Source organism: Virgibacillus kekensis (genome assembly GCF_042654125.1).
GTDB lineage: Bacteria > Bacillota > Bacilli > Bacillales > Amphibacillaceae > Lentibacillus > Lentibacillus kekensis.
In genome coordinates this window covers 314,513-333,364 of the sequence record NZ_JBHSFU010000007.1, presented here as the reverse complement: position 1 = coordinate 333,364, position 18,852 = coordinate 314,513, and the positions used below count along the sequence as shown (strand labels likewise).

Below are 18,852 nucleotides of genomic sequence, written 5' to 3'. Positions count from 1 at the left end.
CCATTCTGATTTATAATTCTATTATAATGGATGATACCCGTTTTTAGAATAAGTTAATTCGAAATTTGTCGAAATGATTATTTTTACTTATACAAGCATTTTGAATGTGGTTGTTTATTTATATATATTGAAAAAATCCGGAATGTAGTACATTATCCGGGCTGTCCGGTAAAGTGGGTTTTTGGGAATTTATGGATACTGCAGTAGATATATTACCGACTTGATTTGCTGGTAAACATGGCGTGGAGTGAAACCGGGGTTGAAACAGATGAATTATTGCATGGAATAAGTTTGAGGAGGCTAGGGAAATCTGAAGAGGAAGGGTTTAAGTGAGAACTTCGCTAAATGGGCACACATAGGCCCACCTCAGTTGCCACCTATTTAATCATGGATTCAAATTTTGAAATCATCCTTTAGTTATTTTTTTCCTATTAATATAGTGAGTCGAGTAAAGTTTTTCCATATAAGGTTTCTCGGTCTTTGAGAAACGCAAGTCCTTTTTAGGTCCTTTCCCCATGATTTATAATAACGAACGCCCAGACCTTAAGAACCATTTTTTCACTTATGGAGAACGTAATTTCTTGACTTAAATAACTTATTTAATTATACTTACTTACATAAAGTAACTAAAATAAATGAATGGATATAGACTTAAAGGAACTAAGGAGGAAAATAAATGAACATTGCAGTTATTGGAGCAAGTGGAAAAGCAGGAAGTTTAATAATGAAGGAAGCAATCGGGCGAGGGCATGATGTAACAGCAATTGTTAGAGACGCATCAAAACTTACAGATAAAAACGTACCCGTAATTGAAAAAAATATATTTGATTTACCATCGGATGATTTAAAACAATTTGAAGTGGTGGTCAACGCTTTTGGAGCTCCTCTTGGTGAAGAGCAAGCACATGTGGATGCTGGCCGTGCACTCATTGAAGCACTTAGTGGAACAAATACTAGGGCAATTGTTGTTGGGGGCGCCGGTAGTCTTTATGTAGATGAAAATAAGACCCTTGAGCTTATTGATACACCTGAATTTCCTGATGCAGTTAAACCAACAGCAAAGGGACAGGGAAGAAACCTGAAAGAATTGCAAGAATCAACGGATTTAACATGGACGTTCATCAGTCCATCCGCTGTATTTGACCCTGAAGGAAAAAGAACAGGATCGTATCAGGCTGGAAAAGATCACCTACTTGTAAATTCCAAAGGTGACAGCTATATCAGCTATGCCGACTATGCTATCGCTGTTGTGGATGAAATCGAAAATCCACAGCACGTTAATGAAAGATTTACCGTAGTTGGTGAGGCCGAATAAATAGATCATAACGGCTTTAGTTCTATTTTTTTATAGAGCTAGGGCCGTTTTTTAATTAAAATATCCGCCCTCGAGTAAAAGCTAATGTAATTATGGGACAAGTAGTTATATAATGAAATTATATTCTATAAATAAAGAGGATGTGGACTATGCCTTTTATACCGCGTACTAAGCCGAATGAATTAATTATCTTCGAGCTATTAAACAGACGAATGAACTTATCCAGCAAGGAAAAACTGCACTTTCTTAATCTAAGGAAGGGCTATGAAGGGGAAAAGCAATTTGATTCTTTAACAGAAAAGCTACAATGTGAATGCTTGATACTAAATGATTTGTTACTAGAAATAAACAATACTACTTTTCAAATTGATTCCCTCGTTATTGCATTTGGGAAGGTTCATATATATGAAGTGAAGAATTATGAGGGCGATTTTTACTATGAAGGTGATAAACTTTTCAAGAAACCTAGATTAGAAGTTATTAACCCACTTTATCAGTTGAGTAGAAGCGAATCCTTACTACGCCAGTCACTCCTTAGCCTCGGCTCCAAACTCCAAATCAGCGCCTCAGTAGTTTTTATCAATCCCAAATTCACCCTATACCAAGCGCCTCTCGATAAACCTATCATTTTCCCAACCCAACTTACTCAGCACATGGAAAGTTTAAATGGAATATCATCTAAACTAACGGATAAAGATATAAAAGTTGCAAACCAATTACTGGCAGCGAATATCACCGATTCCCCATATAATCATTTACCATCCTATGATTATGACAATTTACGTAAAGGGATAACCTGCCCAAAATGCCATTCGTATTTCGTTTCTATTGAGAAAAGAACTTGCGTTTGCCCTGAATGCGGTGAGAAAGAACCTGTTGCGGATGCTGTAGTAAGGAGTGTTAACGAGTTTAAGATTCTTTTTCCAGGTGAAAAAATTACTACCAATATCATTTATGATTGGTGCCAAATAGTGCAATCGAAAAAAATGATAAGAAGAATCTTGGCAGACAATTTTCATGCTGTCGGCAGCAGTCAATGGACTTATTACGAATAAGTTATAGAATTCCATAGTCCCTCATTATATTGTTTGAAGGTCTGTTTTATGCTCTTTTGCGCTCTCATCAGGGGAATGAATTCCTTTTGAGCTTTTCATCGCCTTGTTCGGGCGCTCATCGCTCCTATGAGTGACCTTTTTTGCTTTCGATTGCTTCGTTCGGGTGCTCATCGCATCTATGAGTGACCTTTTCTGCTTTCGATCACCTCGGTCGGGCGCTCATCCCCCCTATGAGTGACCCTTTCTGCTTTCCATCGCTTCGTTCGGGCGCTTATCGCACTTATGAGTGACCTTTTTTGCTTTCCATCGCCTTGTTCGGGCGCTCATCGCTCCTATGAGTGACCCTTTCTGCTTTTCATCGCTTCGTTCGGGCGCTCATCGCACCTATGAGTGACCTTTTCTGCTTTCCATCGCTTCGTTCGGGCGCTCATCACACCTATGAGTGACCCTTTCTGCTTTCCATCGCTTCGTTCGGGCGCTCATCGCATCTATGAGTGACCTTTTCTGCTTTCCATCGCTTCGTTCGGGCGCTCATCGCATCTATGAGTGACCTTTTCTGCTTTCCATCGCTTCGTTCGGGAGCTCATCACATCTATGAGTGACCTTTTCTGCTTTCCATCGCTTCGTTCGGGCGCTCATCGCATCTATGAGTGACCTTTTCTGCTTTCGATCGCTTCGTTCGGGCGCTCATCACAATATTGACTCTTAGCGTTTTTTCACAAATACCCTCATTATTTGAAAGAAAGCCCCAAATCCGGGACTTTTATGATTTTACTACTCTTTCGCCAATGACTTTTTCTAGTGCTTGCTCCATATCATTTATAATATCGTCACTCTCTTCAAGACCAACTGACATTCGGATTAATCCATCCGTTATGCCGAATTTTATTCGTTCCTCTGGAGGGATAGAAGCATGTGTCATGGTAGCGGGATGTTGGACCAATGTCTCGGGGTCCCCTAAACTGAACGAAATCATTGCCAGAGTTAGGCTATTTATAAGCAACTTTGCTGCCTCAGTACCACCTTTCACTTCAAATGATACAATACCTCCCGTACCCCGCATTTGTTTTCCAGCTAGATGATACTGGGGGTGTGAAGCTAGACCGGGATAATAAACGTTTTCAATACCTGGATGTGCGGATAAAAATTCAGCTACTTTTTGTGCATTATTACAATGCCTATCCATCCGCAACGCCATTGTCTTTAACCCTCTAATTATCAGAAACGCATCCCATGCATTTAAATTTTGTCCCAGATTGCCCATGAATTTTTTGCGCATGGTCTTTATTATGTTTTCATTACCAATAATAAACCCAGCCAGAACATCTCCATGGCCATTAATATACTTGGTTGCACTATGTACAACTACATCCGCACCAAGCTCGAGCGGATTTTGGAGATATGGACTCATAAAAGTGTTATCAACAATCAACGGGATGTTATGATTTCTGCACACATCGGCAATTTCTTTTATATCAAGAACGGTCAGCCTGGGATTTGACGGTGTTTCGATATAAACTGCTTTCGTATTTTGTTTTATAGCATCTACTACATTATGAACATTCGTACAATCGGTAAAACTAACTTCTATTCCAAACCTTGGAGCTAGCGAATCCAAGAAACTATACGTTCCGCCGTAAACATCTTTTGTCACGATTACATGATCACCATTCTGCAAAAATGTTAATAATGCAGTTGAAATAGCTGCCATTCCACTGGCTAAACCTAGACAGTCTTCGCCTCCTTCTAGTGAAGCAATTTTCTTTTCCAATATTTTGACCGTCGGGTTACCATATCGACCGTAACATGTCCCTTCTTTCTCCCCTGAAACCACCTTTGCTGCCGTATCGGTATCTGGAAAAGCATACGCTACGGCTGGAGTTATGCTTTGGGTGACCATCCCAGTTTGTGGGTCAGGTTGTAAATCTTCATGAATGATCCTAGTACCTATTTTCCAACTCATTTATATTTCCCCCTTTTAAATTATGTATAATTGTATACAATTTTAATGAAATTTAGAGTATGTGGTTAATCAGGTTGCTGAAATTCTTTAATTCTTTCAATTGCAGCATTCATACTATTAATAACATGTTGCTGTGCTGCTAATTCCGCTTTATTCTTTTCACCCATAGCTATATACTCCAGTATGAGGGCATGATCATCCACTTCTTTGTTAATTCTCTTGGTTTTATCAATCAGCCCTAGCCTACGATATCGATTAATATGGTTATTGAGTAAATTCAATATTTTTGTTGCGGCTTTATTTCCACTTATTTCATATAAATAGGAATGGAATTTCATACCGTAATCAACCTGATCATGGTGAAGCCCTTGTTCTGAGCATTCCTCTATCATATATGCGATGTGCTTTAAAAACGTTATATCCTTTCTAGTTATATGTTTAGCAGCGTCAATGGCAATAATTCCTTCCAACCTGCTGCGAACCATAAATATTTCCCTTGCTTCTTTGGCAGTAATAGGGGCTACTTTCATCCTTCCATTTGGTTTTCTTACCAATAATTCTTCGTGTTCCAACTGTTGTAAAGCTCCACGCAATGGTGTTCTGCTAACTTCATATTCCTTAGCTAAACTTTCTTCCACAACATTGTCATCCGGTTTCAAACGACCTGATATAATTTTTTGCTTAATTTGATCATAAACAAAATCTTTCGTTACCACTCTAATATTTCGATTACTATTCATTCTACGCACACCTTTTATGTATAATTGTATACAATTATTTTGAGTTAAGCCTTAATTTTTGTCAAGTGATTTTCAGAATAAACACAACTGTATCGATGATTCACTAAAAGAAATAGTACAGTTTTTTAATCAATATTAAAACCCCTCTCCATACAGAGAAGGGGTTAAGTCGTAAAGCAAAATAATTTAAATGGTTGCCGAGGTGCATAGGCTCTCCACCTTGCCTGCTCTTTATATCATCACTTCCATACATCTCCGGCGATTTTCACCACGTGACGTATTTTTTCCCATTGTTGTTCTTCGGTTAGATTATTTCCTTCTTCTGTAGAAGCAAAACCACATTGAGGGCTCAAACAAAGCTGCTCCAATGGTACGTACTTGGCAGCTTCCTCAATTCGGGCCTTTACAAGTTCCTCATCTTCTAAATCACTAAATTTCGATGTAATCAACCCTAATACCACATATAGATCAGATCGATTCACGCTCCGCAAAGGTTCGAACCCACCAGAGCGCTCGTCATCGAATTCAAGGAAAAGCCCATCAACATCCAGGCCGCCGAAGATTGTTTCAGAAAGTGCTTCATAGCTGCCACTGGTCATAAACGTTGACTTATAATTTCCACGGCAGATATGCATCGTTACGAGTAAATCGTTCGGTCGCTTGGCAATTGATTCGTTTATTGCCCGCGCACAAAGTGATGCAAGCTTTTCCGGATTATGTCCTTTCTCTTTCAACGCGGCTCTTCCTTCTTCGGAAAAAAAGCTCGCCCAGGACGTGTCGTCGATTTGCAAGTAACGGCATCCTTCATCGTAAAGTGCCTGAATAACTCCCTGATACGCAGCTATCAAGTCATTGAACAGTTCCTCATCACTGGTGTATAGCCCCTCCTCAAAATCCGCTCTGAAAAACAACATATTGGGACTTGGAATCGCAAATTTCGCTACCGCATCCCCGGCAATACTTTTTAGGAATTTAAAGTGATCTATCATGTAATGATCACTGAATCCAATTTTACTGGTTACCTTAATGCCATGTTTTTTCGTATCTACTCCAGTAAATTGCAGTCCCTGTTCAGGAGTATAACCCTCAACTCCATCGAAACCTTCGAGAAAATCAAAATGCCACCAGCTACGGCGAAATTCCCCGTCGGTTATTGCTTGGAGTCCTGCTTCCTTTTGTTTTTCAACTAGTTTCGTAATTTCTTCATTTTCAATTTCACGCAGTTGCTCGGCGGTGATTTTCCCATTTTCTTTTTGTGCTCGTGCCTCTTTTAAACGCTCAGGGCGAAGGAAGCTGCCTACGTGGTCTCCTTTAAAGGGTGCTCTAACTACATTCGTTTCTGCTGTTTTAGTCATCTAAATCCCTCTCTCGTTTTGATGGTACATTGCTTGAATCTTGTCCATAAGAAAAACCCCTTCTATATAAGAAGAGGTTTTGATTTTCACATTTAATCTGAAATCGCTCTTCTTATCTTCAAGCAAATGCTACTGGAATTAGCACAGTACTTTTTTACAAGTCTGTTGCTAAGGCTTCAACGGGCCAGTCCCTCCACCTTTCTTGATAAGATCAATAAGTATTAAATTGTTTGATTATATCAATACCTTACACGGAGTAGTGATTTTAATCAAGATTATTTTTAAAATATAGCTCGAAGGAAAAAGCGACGTATTTAAGACATCGCTTCTTTTTTATTTACGACTTCACCTTTTTGTTCCTCTATTTCTAATTTCCTAATTCGGAATGGGGCTGCGATTAATACAGCAATCAATACTAGACCGAGATATCCGATAAGCGGATAAAAATATGCAACAAGATCGGTGAACCCAATTAAACTTACCACAAACCCAACAATCATCGTAACTGTAAAAAATGCTTTAAACTTGCTTGTCCCTTCTTCAGTAAAACGAGCGGCAAACGAGAAGAACATACTTAATGCCGTATTGAAAATCATAGCAAAAATTATGATGGCCATAAATGTTCCTAGTACCGGTGAGATATTATTGACAATCGCCAGCATCGGCATTTCTGCCCCGCCAACTTGCTCAACCTTGGAGAAAATAGCCAAGTTACTTAATAATATTAGGACACCGATTCCCAGACCGCCAGCCAATCCACCTAATGCAGCAGTTTTATGATTTGTTTCTGCTCCACCCATTACCAATGCCATGGATGCACCTACTGCAATGTTAAACGATACGTAATTAATCCCTGAAATTAACCAGTTCGGTAATGTAGTAGGCAGTTCCCTTGCAACACTATCCAAGGTCGTAAGCGATCCGTCAGCTGTCATTAAACTGTAAACCGAAATGATCAATACAAATAAAATCAAGAAAGGTGTTATACCACCAATGATGGTAACTACTTTGTTGACTCTCAACATTCCTACCAAAAGAACGAGAACGGTCATTAAAATAGAGCCTGCAACAAATGGTAATCCAAATTGCTGGTTCAAGTTGGAACCTGCACCCGCAATCATCACGACGCCCACACCGAACAGAGTAAAAATAAGAATATAGTCAATGATCATTCCCAATGTCCTACCACTTATTTTATAAATTACTTCCTTATGGGAAGTCGTTTTCATTTTACTCCCTAACCATACGAGAGCCATGCCTGCATAGGCAAATAAAGCGGTTGAAATAATTGCTCCAACGATGCCCATTAAACCAAAACTAGTAAAATACTGGAGTACTTCCTGCCCAGAAGCAAACCCCGCACCTACGATTACGCCCATAAAAGCGCTTCCAATAATCATAGCTTTCTTCATGTTACTTTCCTCCATTCCTATTTGCCCATTACACTATAACATTCGAATGATGATTTTTGTTTGTGTATATACTAAAATATAAATACTACGATTTGTTTATTTACTCAAATAAATGTGGAGGAAATATAAATGACACAACATCAAGATACACTGAAAAATCGGTTAAATGAAGTATATGTGTCTCCCGACGAGCTGGCTGACCGTATTGCTGATATTTTCAAATGTCCAATTACAATAGAGGATTCCAATCATCATGTCGTCTCATACAGCAAACATAAAGAGAATATTGATGAAGCAAGAATTTCAACAATCATGAACCGAAAAGTTCCTGATAAGGTTATAAATGGGTTATGGAAAAATGGGATTATGCCTAAACTAATCGACAGTGACCATCCTGTCATCATACCGGAGATAAAAGAAATCGGGCTTGGGCGACGGGTTGCCATCTCTATCCGAAAATCGAATGAGATCCTTGGGTTTATCTGGGCTCATACTTCGGACCAGACCCTTTCCGACGAAGAAATAAAATTGTTTAAAGAAGCCTCCGCTTATGTCCGAAAGTTTTTCCTTCAAAGCCGGCAGCGACGTCAAAAATCCGAAGAAGGCTATAAGGATTTCTTTTGGCAGCTTTTACGCGGCGATTTCAGGGATAGTGATGATATTCACCGGAAGGCCAAGCAGTTCAATATCAATCTTGAAGGCAATAAAGCCATCGTTATCATCAGTTTTTCAGATGAAGTTACGGAGCAGATGGAAAAACATGCCTATTATTTATCGGAATCACAAGTAAAGGTTTCAGTCATTACCCGATTGTTTGATGATAATGAATTTATCATGCTTGTGAGGTTAGATGACGAAGCAAACCCAGACCAGACGATAAATGAATTTATACACCAATTCATTCAGAAAATGAGTAAACAGTTAAAACTAAATAGTGTGAATGGTTCTGCCGGGCTTTTCTATCACTCTGCCCAAAATATAGCTGATTCCCATCATCAGGCAGTAGAGGTATTGAGACTTAAGGAGAAGTTTCCTGATAAGCTTAACGGAGTTTTTCTTTATGAGGATTTAGGCGTCTACCAATTTATTGAGCGGTTATATGAATTTCAAAAGCAAATTCATTACCAAAATCCACAGATCGAGAAGCTGCGCAGTTATGATAAGACCCACCATACGTCCCTATTACATACGCTGGATGTGTACTTGCATTGTAATAATAATGTATACCAGGCTGCGAAGACGTTGTTTATCCATTCCAATACAATGAACTATCGGTTGAAGCGTATCAGGGAGGTCAGCGGAATTGACCTGAAAGACCCTAACCAAAAAACAACCCTCTATCTGGATCTGATTATCGAAAGTATAAAATAAGCATGATTTGTGTATTTACACAAATCATGCTTTTCTCTTTCAGCTTTTCACCTAATGTAAACGCTTCATGAAAGAGTTACGATGAGGTTATAAATTGGTTAGAGGGAGCTGTGAAATATGATTATTGGAGTACCGAGAGAAATTAAGAACAATGAAAATCGTGTTGCAATGACACCTGCTGGAGTTGTAAATTTAATAAATGCTGGCCAAACAGTTTATATTGAAAAAGATGCTGGGTTAGGAAGCAACTTTTCAGATGCCGAGTATCAAGAAGCTGGAGCGGAAATTATCAGTGATGCCGCTGATGTTTGGGAAAAAGCAGATATGATTATGAAGGTTAAAGAACCGCTTGCTTCCGAATACAAGTATTTCCGCAAGGGACTTATTCTGTTTACTTATTTGCACCTGGCTGCAGAACCTGAATTGGCAAAAGCACTAGTCGATAACGAAGTAACAGCAATTGCTTACGAAACAATCACCGTACAACGCACACTCCCATTGCTGACCCCAATGAGCGAAGTTGCTGGTCGTATGGCTACACAAATCGGTGCGCAGTATCTGGAAAAATCTGAAGGCGGAAAAGGTATCCTGCTTGGAGGAATACCAGGAGTTAGCCGCGGTAAAGTAACTGTTATTGGTGGAGGCGTTGTGGGTACAAATGCTGCCAAAATCGCTCTTGGCCTTGGTGCAGAAGTTACAATTGTCGATTTAAATCCGGTGCGTCTACGTGAACTCGATGATATTTTCGGTTCAAGCATTCAAACGCTTATGTCCAACCCTTATAACATAGCAGAAGCGGTAAAAGACTCTGACCTTGTTATTGGTTCCGTACTGATTCCAGGCAGAAAAGCTCCAAAACTTGTATCTGAAGAAATGGTTAAATCCATGCAGCCTGGCTCTGTTATTGTTGACGTTGCAATTGACCAAGGCGGCAACTTTGAAACTGTGGATCACCCAACAACACATGATGATCCAATCTATGTAAAACATGATGTACTTCATTATGCGGTTGCGAATATTCCTGGGGCTGTACCACGCACAGCTACTGTTGGATTGACTAATGTGACTGTACCTTATGCTGTACAAATTGCTACAAAGGGAGTTAATCAAGCCGTTCAGGATAATCCAGCCGTACTTTCCGGTTTAAATACTGCAAATGGTGAAATAACTTATGAAGCTGTTGCCCAAGATCTTGGTTATGAATACGTTAGCCCAGAAGCGGCACTACGTCTAAAATAAATCACAAATTTATCCTAAAGTATCCTTCTACCTTGAGTAGCGAGGATACTTTTTTAACAAACACCCGCCACAGGAGGAATTAGCATGCATCATGGAAGCTACAGGGATACCTGGACAGAAATTTCGTTGGATGCCATCAGGGAAAATGTGTTAGCTTTTAAAGACCACATAGGTAGTCATACCAATTTAATGGCTGTCATCAAAGCAGATGCTTACGGACATGGAGTAGTTGAAGTGGCTGAAGAGGTCATTGCTGCAGGTGCAGATTATTTGGCTGTGGCACTCCTGGACGAAGCGATTCAACTCCGCGAAGCAGGAATTGAATCACCACTTCTTGTCCTCGGATATACACCACCGGAAGCGGTTGAAGCCGCTATTAAATACAATATTACCCTGACCGTATTCACTGACGACGTTGCAGGGAAAATAAAAGCAATTGCTGAATCAACCAAAATGACAACACGCGTTCATCTAAAGATAGACAGCGGCATGAACCGGATTGGAATAAACAATCGAGAAGATGCTTTACAATTGGTGGAGCTACTTAAATCAGATTATGTCTTTATTGAAGGTATCTTTACCCATTTTGCTGACGCGGATAACCCGGATTCCGCTTATACTGAAAAGCAATTTAAAAAGTTTAATGAGATAACCGGGTATGTGGAGCAGCATGTTTCCATTCCTATTAAACACTGTTGCAACACCGCAGCAACAATTGCCTTTCCAAAGATGCACCTGGACATGGTTCGCGTAGGCATTGGACTTTATGGCCTATACCCTGCTGAACATTTAAAAGAAATAATTTCATTAAAGAAAGTAATGAGCCTCAAAACCAAGCCAGTCTTCATCAAAAAGCTTGAGGCGAATGAGGCAATCAGCTATGGGCTTACCTACAAATCTGAAAAGGAAAGCATCATTGCTACACTACCAATCGGATATGCGGATGGACTTTCCCGCTCCCTTTCAAACCGTGGTCATGTAACAATACATGGAAAACATGCTCCGATTGTCGGGAGAATTTGCATGGACCAATCGATGATTGACATTACCGGGGTGGACAACGTTGATGTAAACGATACTATTACTGTATTTGGAGAACCAGCCGAGGGCTTTATTGCAATGGAAGAAGTGGCAGACCTTATGAACACAATCCATTATGAAACAGCCTGTCTGATAGGTAAACGTGTACCGAGGGTTTATATAAAAGAGGGAAAAATATGGAAGAAAAAAGGATTATTAAGCAAAGAATATAAAAGTCCGGTGTATATTAATTAGGTCAGTGGAATTGAGTTTTTGTAGTTATTTTTCACAAAATGATTCTGCATGAGCGTAATAATTAGGTTGGTATCCGGAGCATGTGTCGGAAAACCCAACTTTACAATTCAAAATTATTATAGAATTTATGTTAAGAAGCGGGTGTTAATTCCCCGCTTCTTTTTCAATGAAATCCAACTATTTTTCTACTCTTGATACATTAACAATAAAAGGAGCCTCAACTATTTGTTGAATGACCCCTTTTAGAAATATAAACATTCAAGTAAATACAATTGTTTTATTCCCATGCACCATTACCTTATCTTCAACGTGCCAGGAAACCGCTTGTGCGAGAACAGTCCTTTCAACCTGGCGTCCAGCAACCTTTAAATCTTCAGCTGTATAACGATGGTTTACCCTTAGAACATCTTGTTGGATAATAGGACCTTCATCAAGGTCATTCGTAACATAATGGGCAGTGGCACCAATTAATTTCACTCCACGGTTAAAAGCTCTCACATATGGATTTGCGCCTACAAATGCTGGTAAAAATGAATGATGAATATTAATGATCTGGTTTGGGTAATGAGATATGAAATTTGGGGAAAGTATTTGCATATACCTTGCCAGAACAATAAGGTCTACTTTCCCTTTTAACAGTTCCAGTGCTTTTTTTTCAGCTTCCGGTTTTGTCTGTGGACTTATTGGAATATGGTAAAAAGGGATTCCAAATCCTTCAACCACCTCTTTTAAATCAGCATGATTGCTAATTACCATAGGGATATCAACGTTTAGCTCATTGGACTTCCAGCGCCAAATAAGTTCCATGAGACAGTGATCTCCTTTGGAAACAAAAATTGCCACCTTCTTCTTTTTCTCACTACTTAACTGCCATTCCAACGAATAGTCCTGTGCCAACACGTGGAAATCTTGCTCAAGTTCCTTATAAGAAGAATCAAAATCAGTCAATTCAAACTCAATTCTCATAAAAAACATTCCTGCTTGTGGATCTGTTGTATGTTGGTCAAATTGAACAATATTAGCATTATGTTCTGATAAAAAATTAGATACAGTCGAGATAATTCCTGGTTTCTCTGGACAGGAAATTAATAATTTTGCTCGTTTAACATTATCTTTATTAAACAATTCTTTCCCTCCTAATATATCTACTTTATATACTTTAATCTCTTTTACAGTATAAAGTGTTTAGGTAGAATTAAACAAGCTACTAGGTGGACACATGATTACTCCAAGGGTCCACCTAAATGATACTTGACACCTTAATCACCTAAAAAAACAACAAATGAAAGTTCTGTAACTTCCATTTGTTGTTTTTACACCACCCTTTAAATTCCTTTATTGCTTCTAGTTGTATTACGACTGCTGGAATCAATGGATGATTGGCATCTAGTTGAAACCTAAGACTTTTAAAAAACCTAGTTATCAAGTTATTTAATCCATACCTAAATAACTGCTAACAACATGTCCCACTGATTTGGCCGCCACAAGAATCGAATCCTCGTCAATATCAAATTTTGGATGGTGGTTAAAGTAGGGCTTTTCAACACCCTGTGGGGTACAGCCGACAAAGAAGTAGGAACCAGGAATTTTCTCCAGATAGTATGCAAAATCTTCCGATGGCGCCAATTTCGGAAATTCTTTTACTTCTATAATGTCTTTATCCTTAACCCCTCCCAGGGTATCTGCAACAAACGTAGTCAATTCAGGGTCATTATATAATGGTGGATAGTCAGATGTATAAGTAAGTTCACAAGTTACACCAAACAATTCTTCCAATCCATTCACAATCCGATGAAATTCCTTATCAATAACCTCTTGTGTATCAACATTCGAATAACGAATATCCCCTTCAAGCTCAATGCTGTCTTTTATAACGTTAAAACTACCTTTTCCATCAAAGGAACCAATTGTTACTACACCAGTAGAAAGTGGGTCTACTCTACGACTGATAATCGTTTGTACTGCCGTTACAAAATAGGAACCTGCAACAATAGCATCATTTGCTTTATGAGGGGACGATCCATGTCCACCACTTGCCTGAATCCGCAGTTTAAAATAAGTACGACCATTAAAGGAATATCCACTATGATAACCAACCGTTCCTGCTGGAGCCATCGGTAAAACATGAATACCAAATATTGCCTCTAAATCATCAAGGTTACCTGAGTCAACAATGCTTTTTGCACCACCAGGGGGTTGCTCCTCTGCATGTTGATGAATAATTTTAATCGTTCCTTTGATTTTATCCTTTAATTGGATGAGGCAATCGGCCAAAACTAACAAATACGCTGTATGAGCATCATGTCCACACGCATGCATGACACCTTCATTGCTTGATTTGAATGGAACATCTGCTTCTTCTTTGATTGGCAGTGCATCAAAATCAGCGCGTAGGCCGATTGTTTTACCTGGTAAGTCTCCTTTTATCGTTACAATAATTCCATAACCGTTTCCTACATTTGTTTTCACATCGACATCTTTACCTTTGTAGAAATCAGCAATGTATGCTGCTGTTTTTTCTTCTTTAAATGAAAGTTCAGGATGCTCATGTAAATAACGACGAATTTCAATCATTTCATCTTTTCGTTCTTCGAGCATTTTCATTAATTCTTTTCTCATGAAGTAAGACCCCTTTTCATTTTAGTAAGGTAAGGCGTAACAAAATGCCTTACCTTATGAATACGCCTTTTGTTCAGCCACTGGTGTTTTTTTATCAGCTTTACCTGGAACAAGTACAATAATAGAGATTAAAGAAAGAGCAGCAAATATTACATTGGTAATTATTCCAACAGTTGCAGATATATGAACAGTACTTACCGTTGCTACCGTACTATATATTGTTGCGGAAACTGCAATACCAAATGCATTTCCTAATGAACTTGCCATTTTATAAATACCTGAAGCTTCTCCTACCTTATCATCTGGTGCTGCTGAAACAGCTGTATCAGTCGATGGCGTGGCATACATTCCAAGACCTAGGCCGAATAAAATAAATCCGACGAAGACCATTGCTGTGTATGGTAAATCAGGTAGAAATGTTAAGCCCATCAATGCAACGCCAATTAAAGTTATTAGTGATCCCCATACCATTGGTTTTTTTGCACCAGTTCGTTGCATCAATTTCTCTCCAACACGTATCATAGCAAGAACAGCAGCTAAATAACCAAGTGAAAGTAAACCAGATTGAAATGCAGTAAACCCTCGGCCCACTTGTACATACGTATTCGCTACGATCAATGTACCAGCAACAGCATTTAGTAAGAAATTCGAAATAGTCGCTCCTGTGTATGGTTTGTTTTTAAACAACTTGAAGTCAATAAGAGCACTATTCCTTTTTCCTTCATATTTAACAAATACTATTACTCCCACAATGGATACTGCTGCTACTAATAATGTCAGCAGGCTCGTCCAACCCATATTAGCACCCTGTGTAATCAATATGTTAATCGCAAGCATTGTAACGATAAAAATTCCTAATCCGCCAAAATCGAATTTAAACTTACCATTTGTTTGGGCTTTGCTTTCGGGAACATCCCTTATGAGCCACATCGCAAGTAGAGCGAAAATAATGGAGAAAATGAAAATCCATTTCCAGCCCATATACGTTGCAATAGCACCCCCAGCAAAGGAAGTTATTCCAGAGCCTCCCCAAGAACCAATAGACCAGTAACTAAGTGCACGTTGTCTTTCTGGCCCCTCAAAATAAGCCTTCATCAGTGCAATTGTAGCTGGCATAATAGCAGCTGCAGAAAGTCCCTGTAGAACCCGTCCAATTATCAATAATGGAGCTCCTTGCGCTAAAACAAGTAATAATGAACCAATAATACTTAATATTAAACCAACATAGGTGATTTTCTTCCTTCCAATTCTGTCTGCTAAACCACCTGCCACCACAATAAACATACCTGAAAATAGAGAAGTTAAGCTGATTGCAATGTTTAGAACCCCTAAATCAACACCTAAGTCCTTTTGAACTGCTGGCACAATGTTTACCATTGCTTGAGCAAATAACCAAAATGTAATGACACCAAATACAATACCTGTAATCATCTTATTTGTACCTTTATAGTTAGACGCTTCCAAGTTAATCCTCCTCAATATGGTGTAGGAGCATGTTTTAATATTTCTCCCTCGACCAGCTAATTTGTTTCAATACTTAATAATGGAATCAATGCAGTAACGCGTTTTTAAACTCCAGTTGTGATCACATCTTTATTATAAGAAAATACATTTCAACTAATAAGCTTATATTTGTCCTATCACAAGACTTATTACCACCTATTTTTAATCCACGTTCCATTAGGTAAAAAATGAACCGTTGTTTTTTTACAAAATACAACGGTGTAATGCGAGAGGAACCATGCTTCTTCTAAGGGGTATGTGTGGAAGTTTAGGCGTATTGCCGGTTTTAGCTGGTCTTCCTTCAACTCCTTAACAGATGTTGACTAATCTTACGGAGGGATTCTGTAAGACTCCAAAGCATGAGTATTTATAATTTCATAACAAATAAAAAGAGCATCAATGCATAACACATTGATGCTCTTCATAAAACTAGTTACGTTATCGCCTTACGAATATCGAAAAAATGGATCGCATTAAGGGTTAAATAGGAATAAAAGGACCATTCTTTATCAAACGTCTCATCGAACAACTCTAACGATGGTTGACTAGTTTGAATGATATACTCAATCGCTTCTTCATCCATTCCATGCTTACTATTTAGATCCCACCATTTCTTGTACAATGCACCATGGTCTTGATCAAATACACGTTTGCGAACTTGATACTCACCTGGATCAAGATTAGAGATCGTTACATGAATAGCCTTGTTTAACTTTTTCAAAAAAGTTTCTTCCGTTGAATAATATGGATTCACATTATTACAATTCATCAAGACAAGCTGATAGCCCCATTCATTTCTCGTCATGATATATTCCTCTCCTATTGCAATAATATTTCCAGTCAAATGTTTTAAAAATTGCATTGCAAAATATGCTGGCCTTTTTCCACTGAAATAATGGTATAATTCCATACCTTCTAAACGAATACCTCTGTTTTTTCCATTTTTTTCATGCTGTTCAGTGTTAATCCAAAAACCAATTGTACTTACCTCTCTTGCTATTTCCAGTACATTTTTAAATACCAATGCACCTCGGAAAAACGTTCCATTTGTATATCTCGTGTTTCCCGACAGCGTGTTCCAGCTTACCAGGTGGATTGGTTTTTCCTTGTGATGTTTTCTTAAGTATGCTTTTAGTCTTATCGTCTTTTCCTTAATGTAGTTTCCGGCCAAAGCAAAGCGTTCATCACCAAGTTCCTCAAAGTCAATTACCTCATTTTGATTTGCTTCATATCCAATGAAATCAGCCGGGACATTACTATCCAACATCCACTGGTGATGCTTATTCGTCCTCTCTTCTTTAAACGAAAAAGGTAAAAATAACCCTACATGAACAGATGGAACCCGATTCTTTAAAACACGATAAAGCCTTTGATAAATTCGCTGCATCTCACTTTTGCCTACCGCCGTTAAATACGGTTTATAAAACAAAAAGTACCACGATTCTATAAAAGATCGTTCATACACATTCAGACAATGTTTCAAAAACAAATCTAGTTCCCTGAAATAATGCTCTTCGTCCTCGGTAATTTCCTGATAATCCACACGTACAAATAAGGATAGGCCATGCGAGTGCAGAAAATTCAATGCGAAATCAACATTGTAATAAGGAGAGGTTGTAGCAATTATTTCATCAGTTTCCACTGGTGGGATAATAGCAGAACCATGAATTAATCGACGAACTCCGACATACGTTAGCCCTAAGTCTTTTTTCGCCATTAACAACTGTGATCGTACGCCTTCTTTTAAAACCTCACGTAATTCTCCAACAGATAGGTTATGTTTCGGACGAACTATTTTCTGTTCAATAGGCTGTGATACATCAATCGATAATTCTTCTGAACGCCACTCCGAACTGTTATAAGGTTCGACGGTATCGCCATCAAGAATTGTGCGTAGTTTTCTAATAATATCGCGTGACTGTATAGTTTGAGAAGAATCTGTGTAATGATATATTTTTACGATATCTGTTTGGTTCTTCTGATGGTTTTCCCGATAAGTTTTCGGTGTTTCCTGATAATTCTCCTTGAATACTTTTGTAAAGGACTTTGGATTTGGAAAGCCATTATTCATCGCAATTTGTCCAATAGGTTTTGATGTATAAAGTAAGTCCTTGACTGCATGTTCCAATCGAATAGTTGTTAAAAACTGATAAAATCCGATATTCGTCATTTCTTTAAAATAACGGGATAAATACCCCGTAGATAAATAAAATTTTTCCGCTATGCTTTTAAGCGATATCGGCTGATTATAATTCTCTTTCATAAAATTAATAATTTCTGTTAAACGATAATCGTTCATGTTTATTTTTTCAAAACTGCTTGCTTTTTGTTTAAATCGCCGAATCAATATAAGTAAAATATTATTTATATAGGACTGAATTGCAATTTTATAGCCCTCGTCTTTCCTATAATAGGATATTAAGGTCTCAGCCAGTAATTTTTGAATTCTTTTAACGTGCTTCTCGCGTCCCATATCGACTTCTTTTGAGAAACATTCAAATCGGTTGCTGCTATAAGCATCATAATGCTGACTCATATATTGATCCGTAACGGTAACAATCAGCACCCTATTATTTTTCGTCCCCTTTATTTGATAAAGTTGATTTCGGTTAATAACTAATAAGTCCTTTTCTTCCAATGCATAATAGCGGCTATTCGTTTCAACAGTCAATTTTCCGCTTATTACCATTATAAATTGAAGTCCTTGATTTAATCTCGGGGATAGCGATTTTATTTCTTGCAAATTAATCGAAATCTCATTTACCTCTGCCATGTTGTTTCCTCTTTTTCATTAAAATAATAGTTATTCTATTTATAGCCTTACAAATAGTTATTTTTGTTAGTTCTGTTTTAACACAAGGTGTGGAATAAGGACAAGAATAGTTAATTACATGCAAAATGAAGATAAACCTTCCAGTGGTATTAGGGATAGTCCAGAAGAAGGTTTAACCTATATATAATAATACAATAACAATAATCATTTATTTTGTATGTCTAGCTTTTCA

The 18,852-nt window shown here is 38.3% G+C and carries 13 protein-coding genes and 1 riboswitch; of the genes, 5 read left to right on the top strand and 8 right to left on the bottom strand.

What is annotated here, in order from left to right:
- Positions 1-676: 676 nt before the first annotated feature.
- Together ACFO3D_RS14080 and ACFO3D_RS14075 are read left to right on the top strand one after the other, a co-directional pair.
- On the top strand, positions 677-1,315 hold the full coding sequence (locus ACFO3D_RS14080) for an NAD(P)-dependent oxidoreductase (RefSeq protein WP_390297225.1): 639 nt from the start codon (positions 677-679) through the stop codon (positions 1,313-1,315).
- 149 nt (positions 1,316-1,464) lie between these two features.
- A complete protein-coding gene (locus tag ACFO3D_RS14075) occupies positions 1,465-2,370 on the top strand; it encodes a nuclease-related domain-containing protein (RefSeq protein WP_390297222.1) in 906 nt (301 codons plus the stop codon).
- A 763-nt stretch (positions 2,371-3,133) separates the two neighbouring features.
- Here the strand turns inward: ACFO3D_RS14075 and ACFO3D_RS14070 are convergent.
- The 4 genes from ACFO3D_RS14070 to ACFO3D_RS14055 form a co-directional block, all read right to left on the bottom strand.
- Positions 3,134-4,333, bottom strand: a complete 1,200-nt coding sequence (locus ACFO3D_RS14070; protein ID WP_390297219.1) for a trans-sulfuration enzyme family protein — start codon at positions 4,331-4,333, stop codon at positions 3,134-3,136.
- Between the two features lie 65 nt (positions 4,334-4,398).
- On the bottom strand, positions 4,399-5,073 hold the full coding sequence (locus ACFO3D_RS14065; RefSeq protein ID WP_390297215.1) for a GntR family transcriptional regulator: 675 nt from the start codon (positions 5,071-5,073) through the stop codon (positions 4,399-4,401).
- A 239-nt stretch (positions 5,074-5,312) separates the two neighbouring features.
- The gene (locus ACFO3D_RS14060; protein WP_390297212.1) at positions 5,313-6,428 is read right to left on the bottom strand and encodes a 5-methyltetrahydropteroyltriglutamate--homocysteine S-methyltransferase; all 1,116 of its coding nucleotides are present in this window, start codon (positions 6,426-6,428) and stop codon (positions 5,313-5,315) included.
- Between the two features lie 109 nt (positions 6,429-6,537).
- Positions 6,538-6,640, bottom strand: a riboswitch (SAM riboswitch).
- Between the two features lie 102 nt (positions 6,641-6,742).
- Positions 6,743-7,840 (bottom strand): YkvI family membrane protein, encoded by a 1,098-nt coding sequence (locus tag ACFO3D_RS14055; RefSeq protein WP_390297209.1) that lies wholly within the window; start codon positions 7,838-7,840, stop codon positions 6,743-6,745.
- A gap of 129 nt (positions 7,841-7,969) precedes the next feature.
- Here ACFO3D_RS14055 and ACFO3D_RS14050 point away from each other — a divergent pair, with 129 nt between their 5' ends.
- From ACFO3D_RS14050 to alr, 3 genes are all read left to right on the top strand, one after another.
- Positions 7,970-9,211, top strand: a complete 1,242-nt coding sequence (locus tag ACFO3D_RS14050) for a PucR family transcriptional regulator (RefSeq protein ID WP_390297206.1) — start codon at positions 7,970-7,972, stop codon at positions 9,209-9,211.
- A 117-nt stretch (positions 9,212-9,328) separates the two neighbouring features.
- The gene (gene ald / locus ACFO3D_RS14045; RefSeq protein ID WP_390297203.1) at positions 9,329-10,450 is read left to right on the top strand and encodes an alanine dehydrogenase; all 1,122 of its coding nucleotides are present in this window, start codon (positions 9,329-9,331) and stop codon (positions 10,448-10,450) included.
- An 84-nt stretch (positions 10,451-10,534) separates the two neighbouring features.
- A complete protein-coding gene (gene alr / locus ACFO3D_RS14040) occupies positions 10,535-11,725 on the top strand; it encodes an alanine racemase (RefSeq protein WP_390297200.1) in 1,191 nt (396 codons plus the stop codon).
- Between the two features lie 258 nt (positions 11,726-11,983).
- Here alr and purU read toward each other — a convergent pair whose 3' ends face one another.
- The 4 genes from purU to ACFO3D_RS14020 form a co-directional block, all read right to left on the bottom strand.
- Positions 11,984-12,850 carry a formyltetrahydrofolate deformylase gene (gene purU / locus ACFO3D_RS14035; RefSeq protein ID WP_390297197.1) on the bottom strand — a complete coding sequence of 289 codons (867 nt, stop codon included), beginning with the start codon at positions 12,848-12,850 and terminating at the stop codon, positions 11,984-11,986.
- A 306-nt stretch (positions 12,851-13,156) separates the two neighbouring features.
- A complete protein-coding gene (locus ACFO3D_RS14030; RefSeq protein ID WP_390297194.1) occupies positions 13,157-14,344 on the bottom strand; it encodes an amidohydrolase in 1,188 nt (395 codons plus the stop codon).
- 54 nt (positions 14,345-14,398) lie between these two features.
- Positions 14,399-15,775 (bottom strand): MFS transporter, encoded by a 1,377-nt coding sequence (locus ACFO3D_RS14025; RefSeq protein WP_390297348.1) that lies wholly within the window; start codon positions 15,773-15,775, stop codon positions 14,399-14,401.
- A 505-nt stretch (positions 15,776-16,280) separates the two neighbouring features.
- Positions 16,281-18,620: a helix-turn-helix domain-containing protein gene (locus tag ACFO3D_RS14020; RefSeq protein ID WP_390297191.1), complete on the bottom strand. Its 2,340-nt coding sequence runs from the start codon at positions 18,618-18,620 to the stop codon at positions 16,281-16,283.
- Positions 18,621-18,852 lie beyond the last annotated feature (232 nt).

What these genes read in the sequence shown, in the direction of transcription:
- ACFO3D_RS14055 (WP_390297209.1), bottom strand. Translation starts at nt 7,840, where the DNA reads ATGAAGAAAGCTATGATTATTGGAAGCGCTTTTATGGGCGTAATCGTA.
- alr (WP_390297200.1), top strand. Translation starts at nt 10,535, where the DNA reads ATGCATCATGGAAGCTACAGGGATACCTGGACAGAAATTTCGTTGGAT.
- ACFO3D_RS14065 (WP_390297215.1), bottom strand. Translation starts at nt 5,073, where the DNA reads ATGAATAGTAATCGAAATATTAGAGTGGTAACGAAAGATTTTGTTTAT.
- ACFO3D_RS14050 (WP_390297206.1), top strand. Translation starts at nt 7,970, where the DNA reads ATGACACAACATCAAGATACACTGAAAAATCGGTTAAATGAAGTATAT.
- ACFO3D_RS14070 (WP_390297219.1), bottom strand. Translation starts at nt 4,333, where the DNA reads ATGAGTTGGAAAATAGGTACTAGGATCATTCATGAAGATTTACAACCT.
- ACFO3D_RS14020 (WP_390297191.1), bottom strand. Translation starts at nt 18,620, where the DNA reads ATGGCAGAGGTAAATGAGATTTCGATTAATTTGCAAGAAATAAAATCG.
- ACFO3D_RS14080 (WP_390297225.1), top strand. Translation starts at nt 677, where the DNA reads ATGAACATTGCAGTTATTGGAGCAAGTGGAAAAGCAGGAAGTTTAATA.
- ACFO3D_RS14030 (WP_390297194.1), bottom strand. Translation starts at nt 14,344, where the DNA reads ATGAGAAAAGAATTAATGAAAATGCTCGAAGAACGAAAAGATGAAATG.
- ald (WP_390297203.1), top strand. Translation starts at nt 9,329, where the DNA reads ATGATTATTGGAGTACCGAGAGAAATTAAGAACAATGAAAATCGTGTT.
- ACFO3D_RS14060 (WP_390297212.1), bottom strand. Translation starts at nt 6,428, where the DNA reads ATGACTAAAACAGCAGAAACGAATGTAGTTAGAGCACCCTTTAAAGGA.
- ACFO3D_RS14025 (WP_390297348.1), bottom strand. Translation starts at nt 15,775, where the DNA reads ATGATTACAGGTATTGTATTTGGTGTCATTACATTTTGGTTATTTGCT.
- ACFO3D_RS14075 (WP_390297222.1), top strand. Translation starts at nt 1,465, where the DNA reads ATGCCTTTTATACCGCGTACTAAGCCGAATGAATTAATTATCTTCGAG.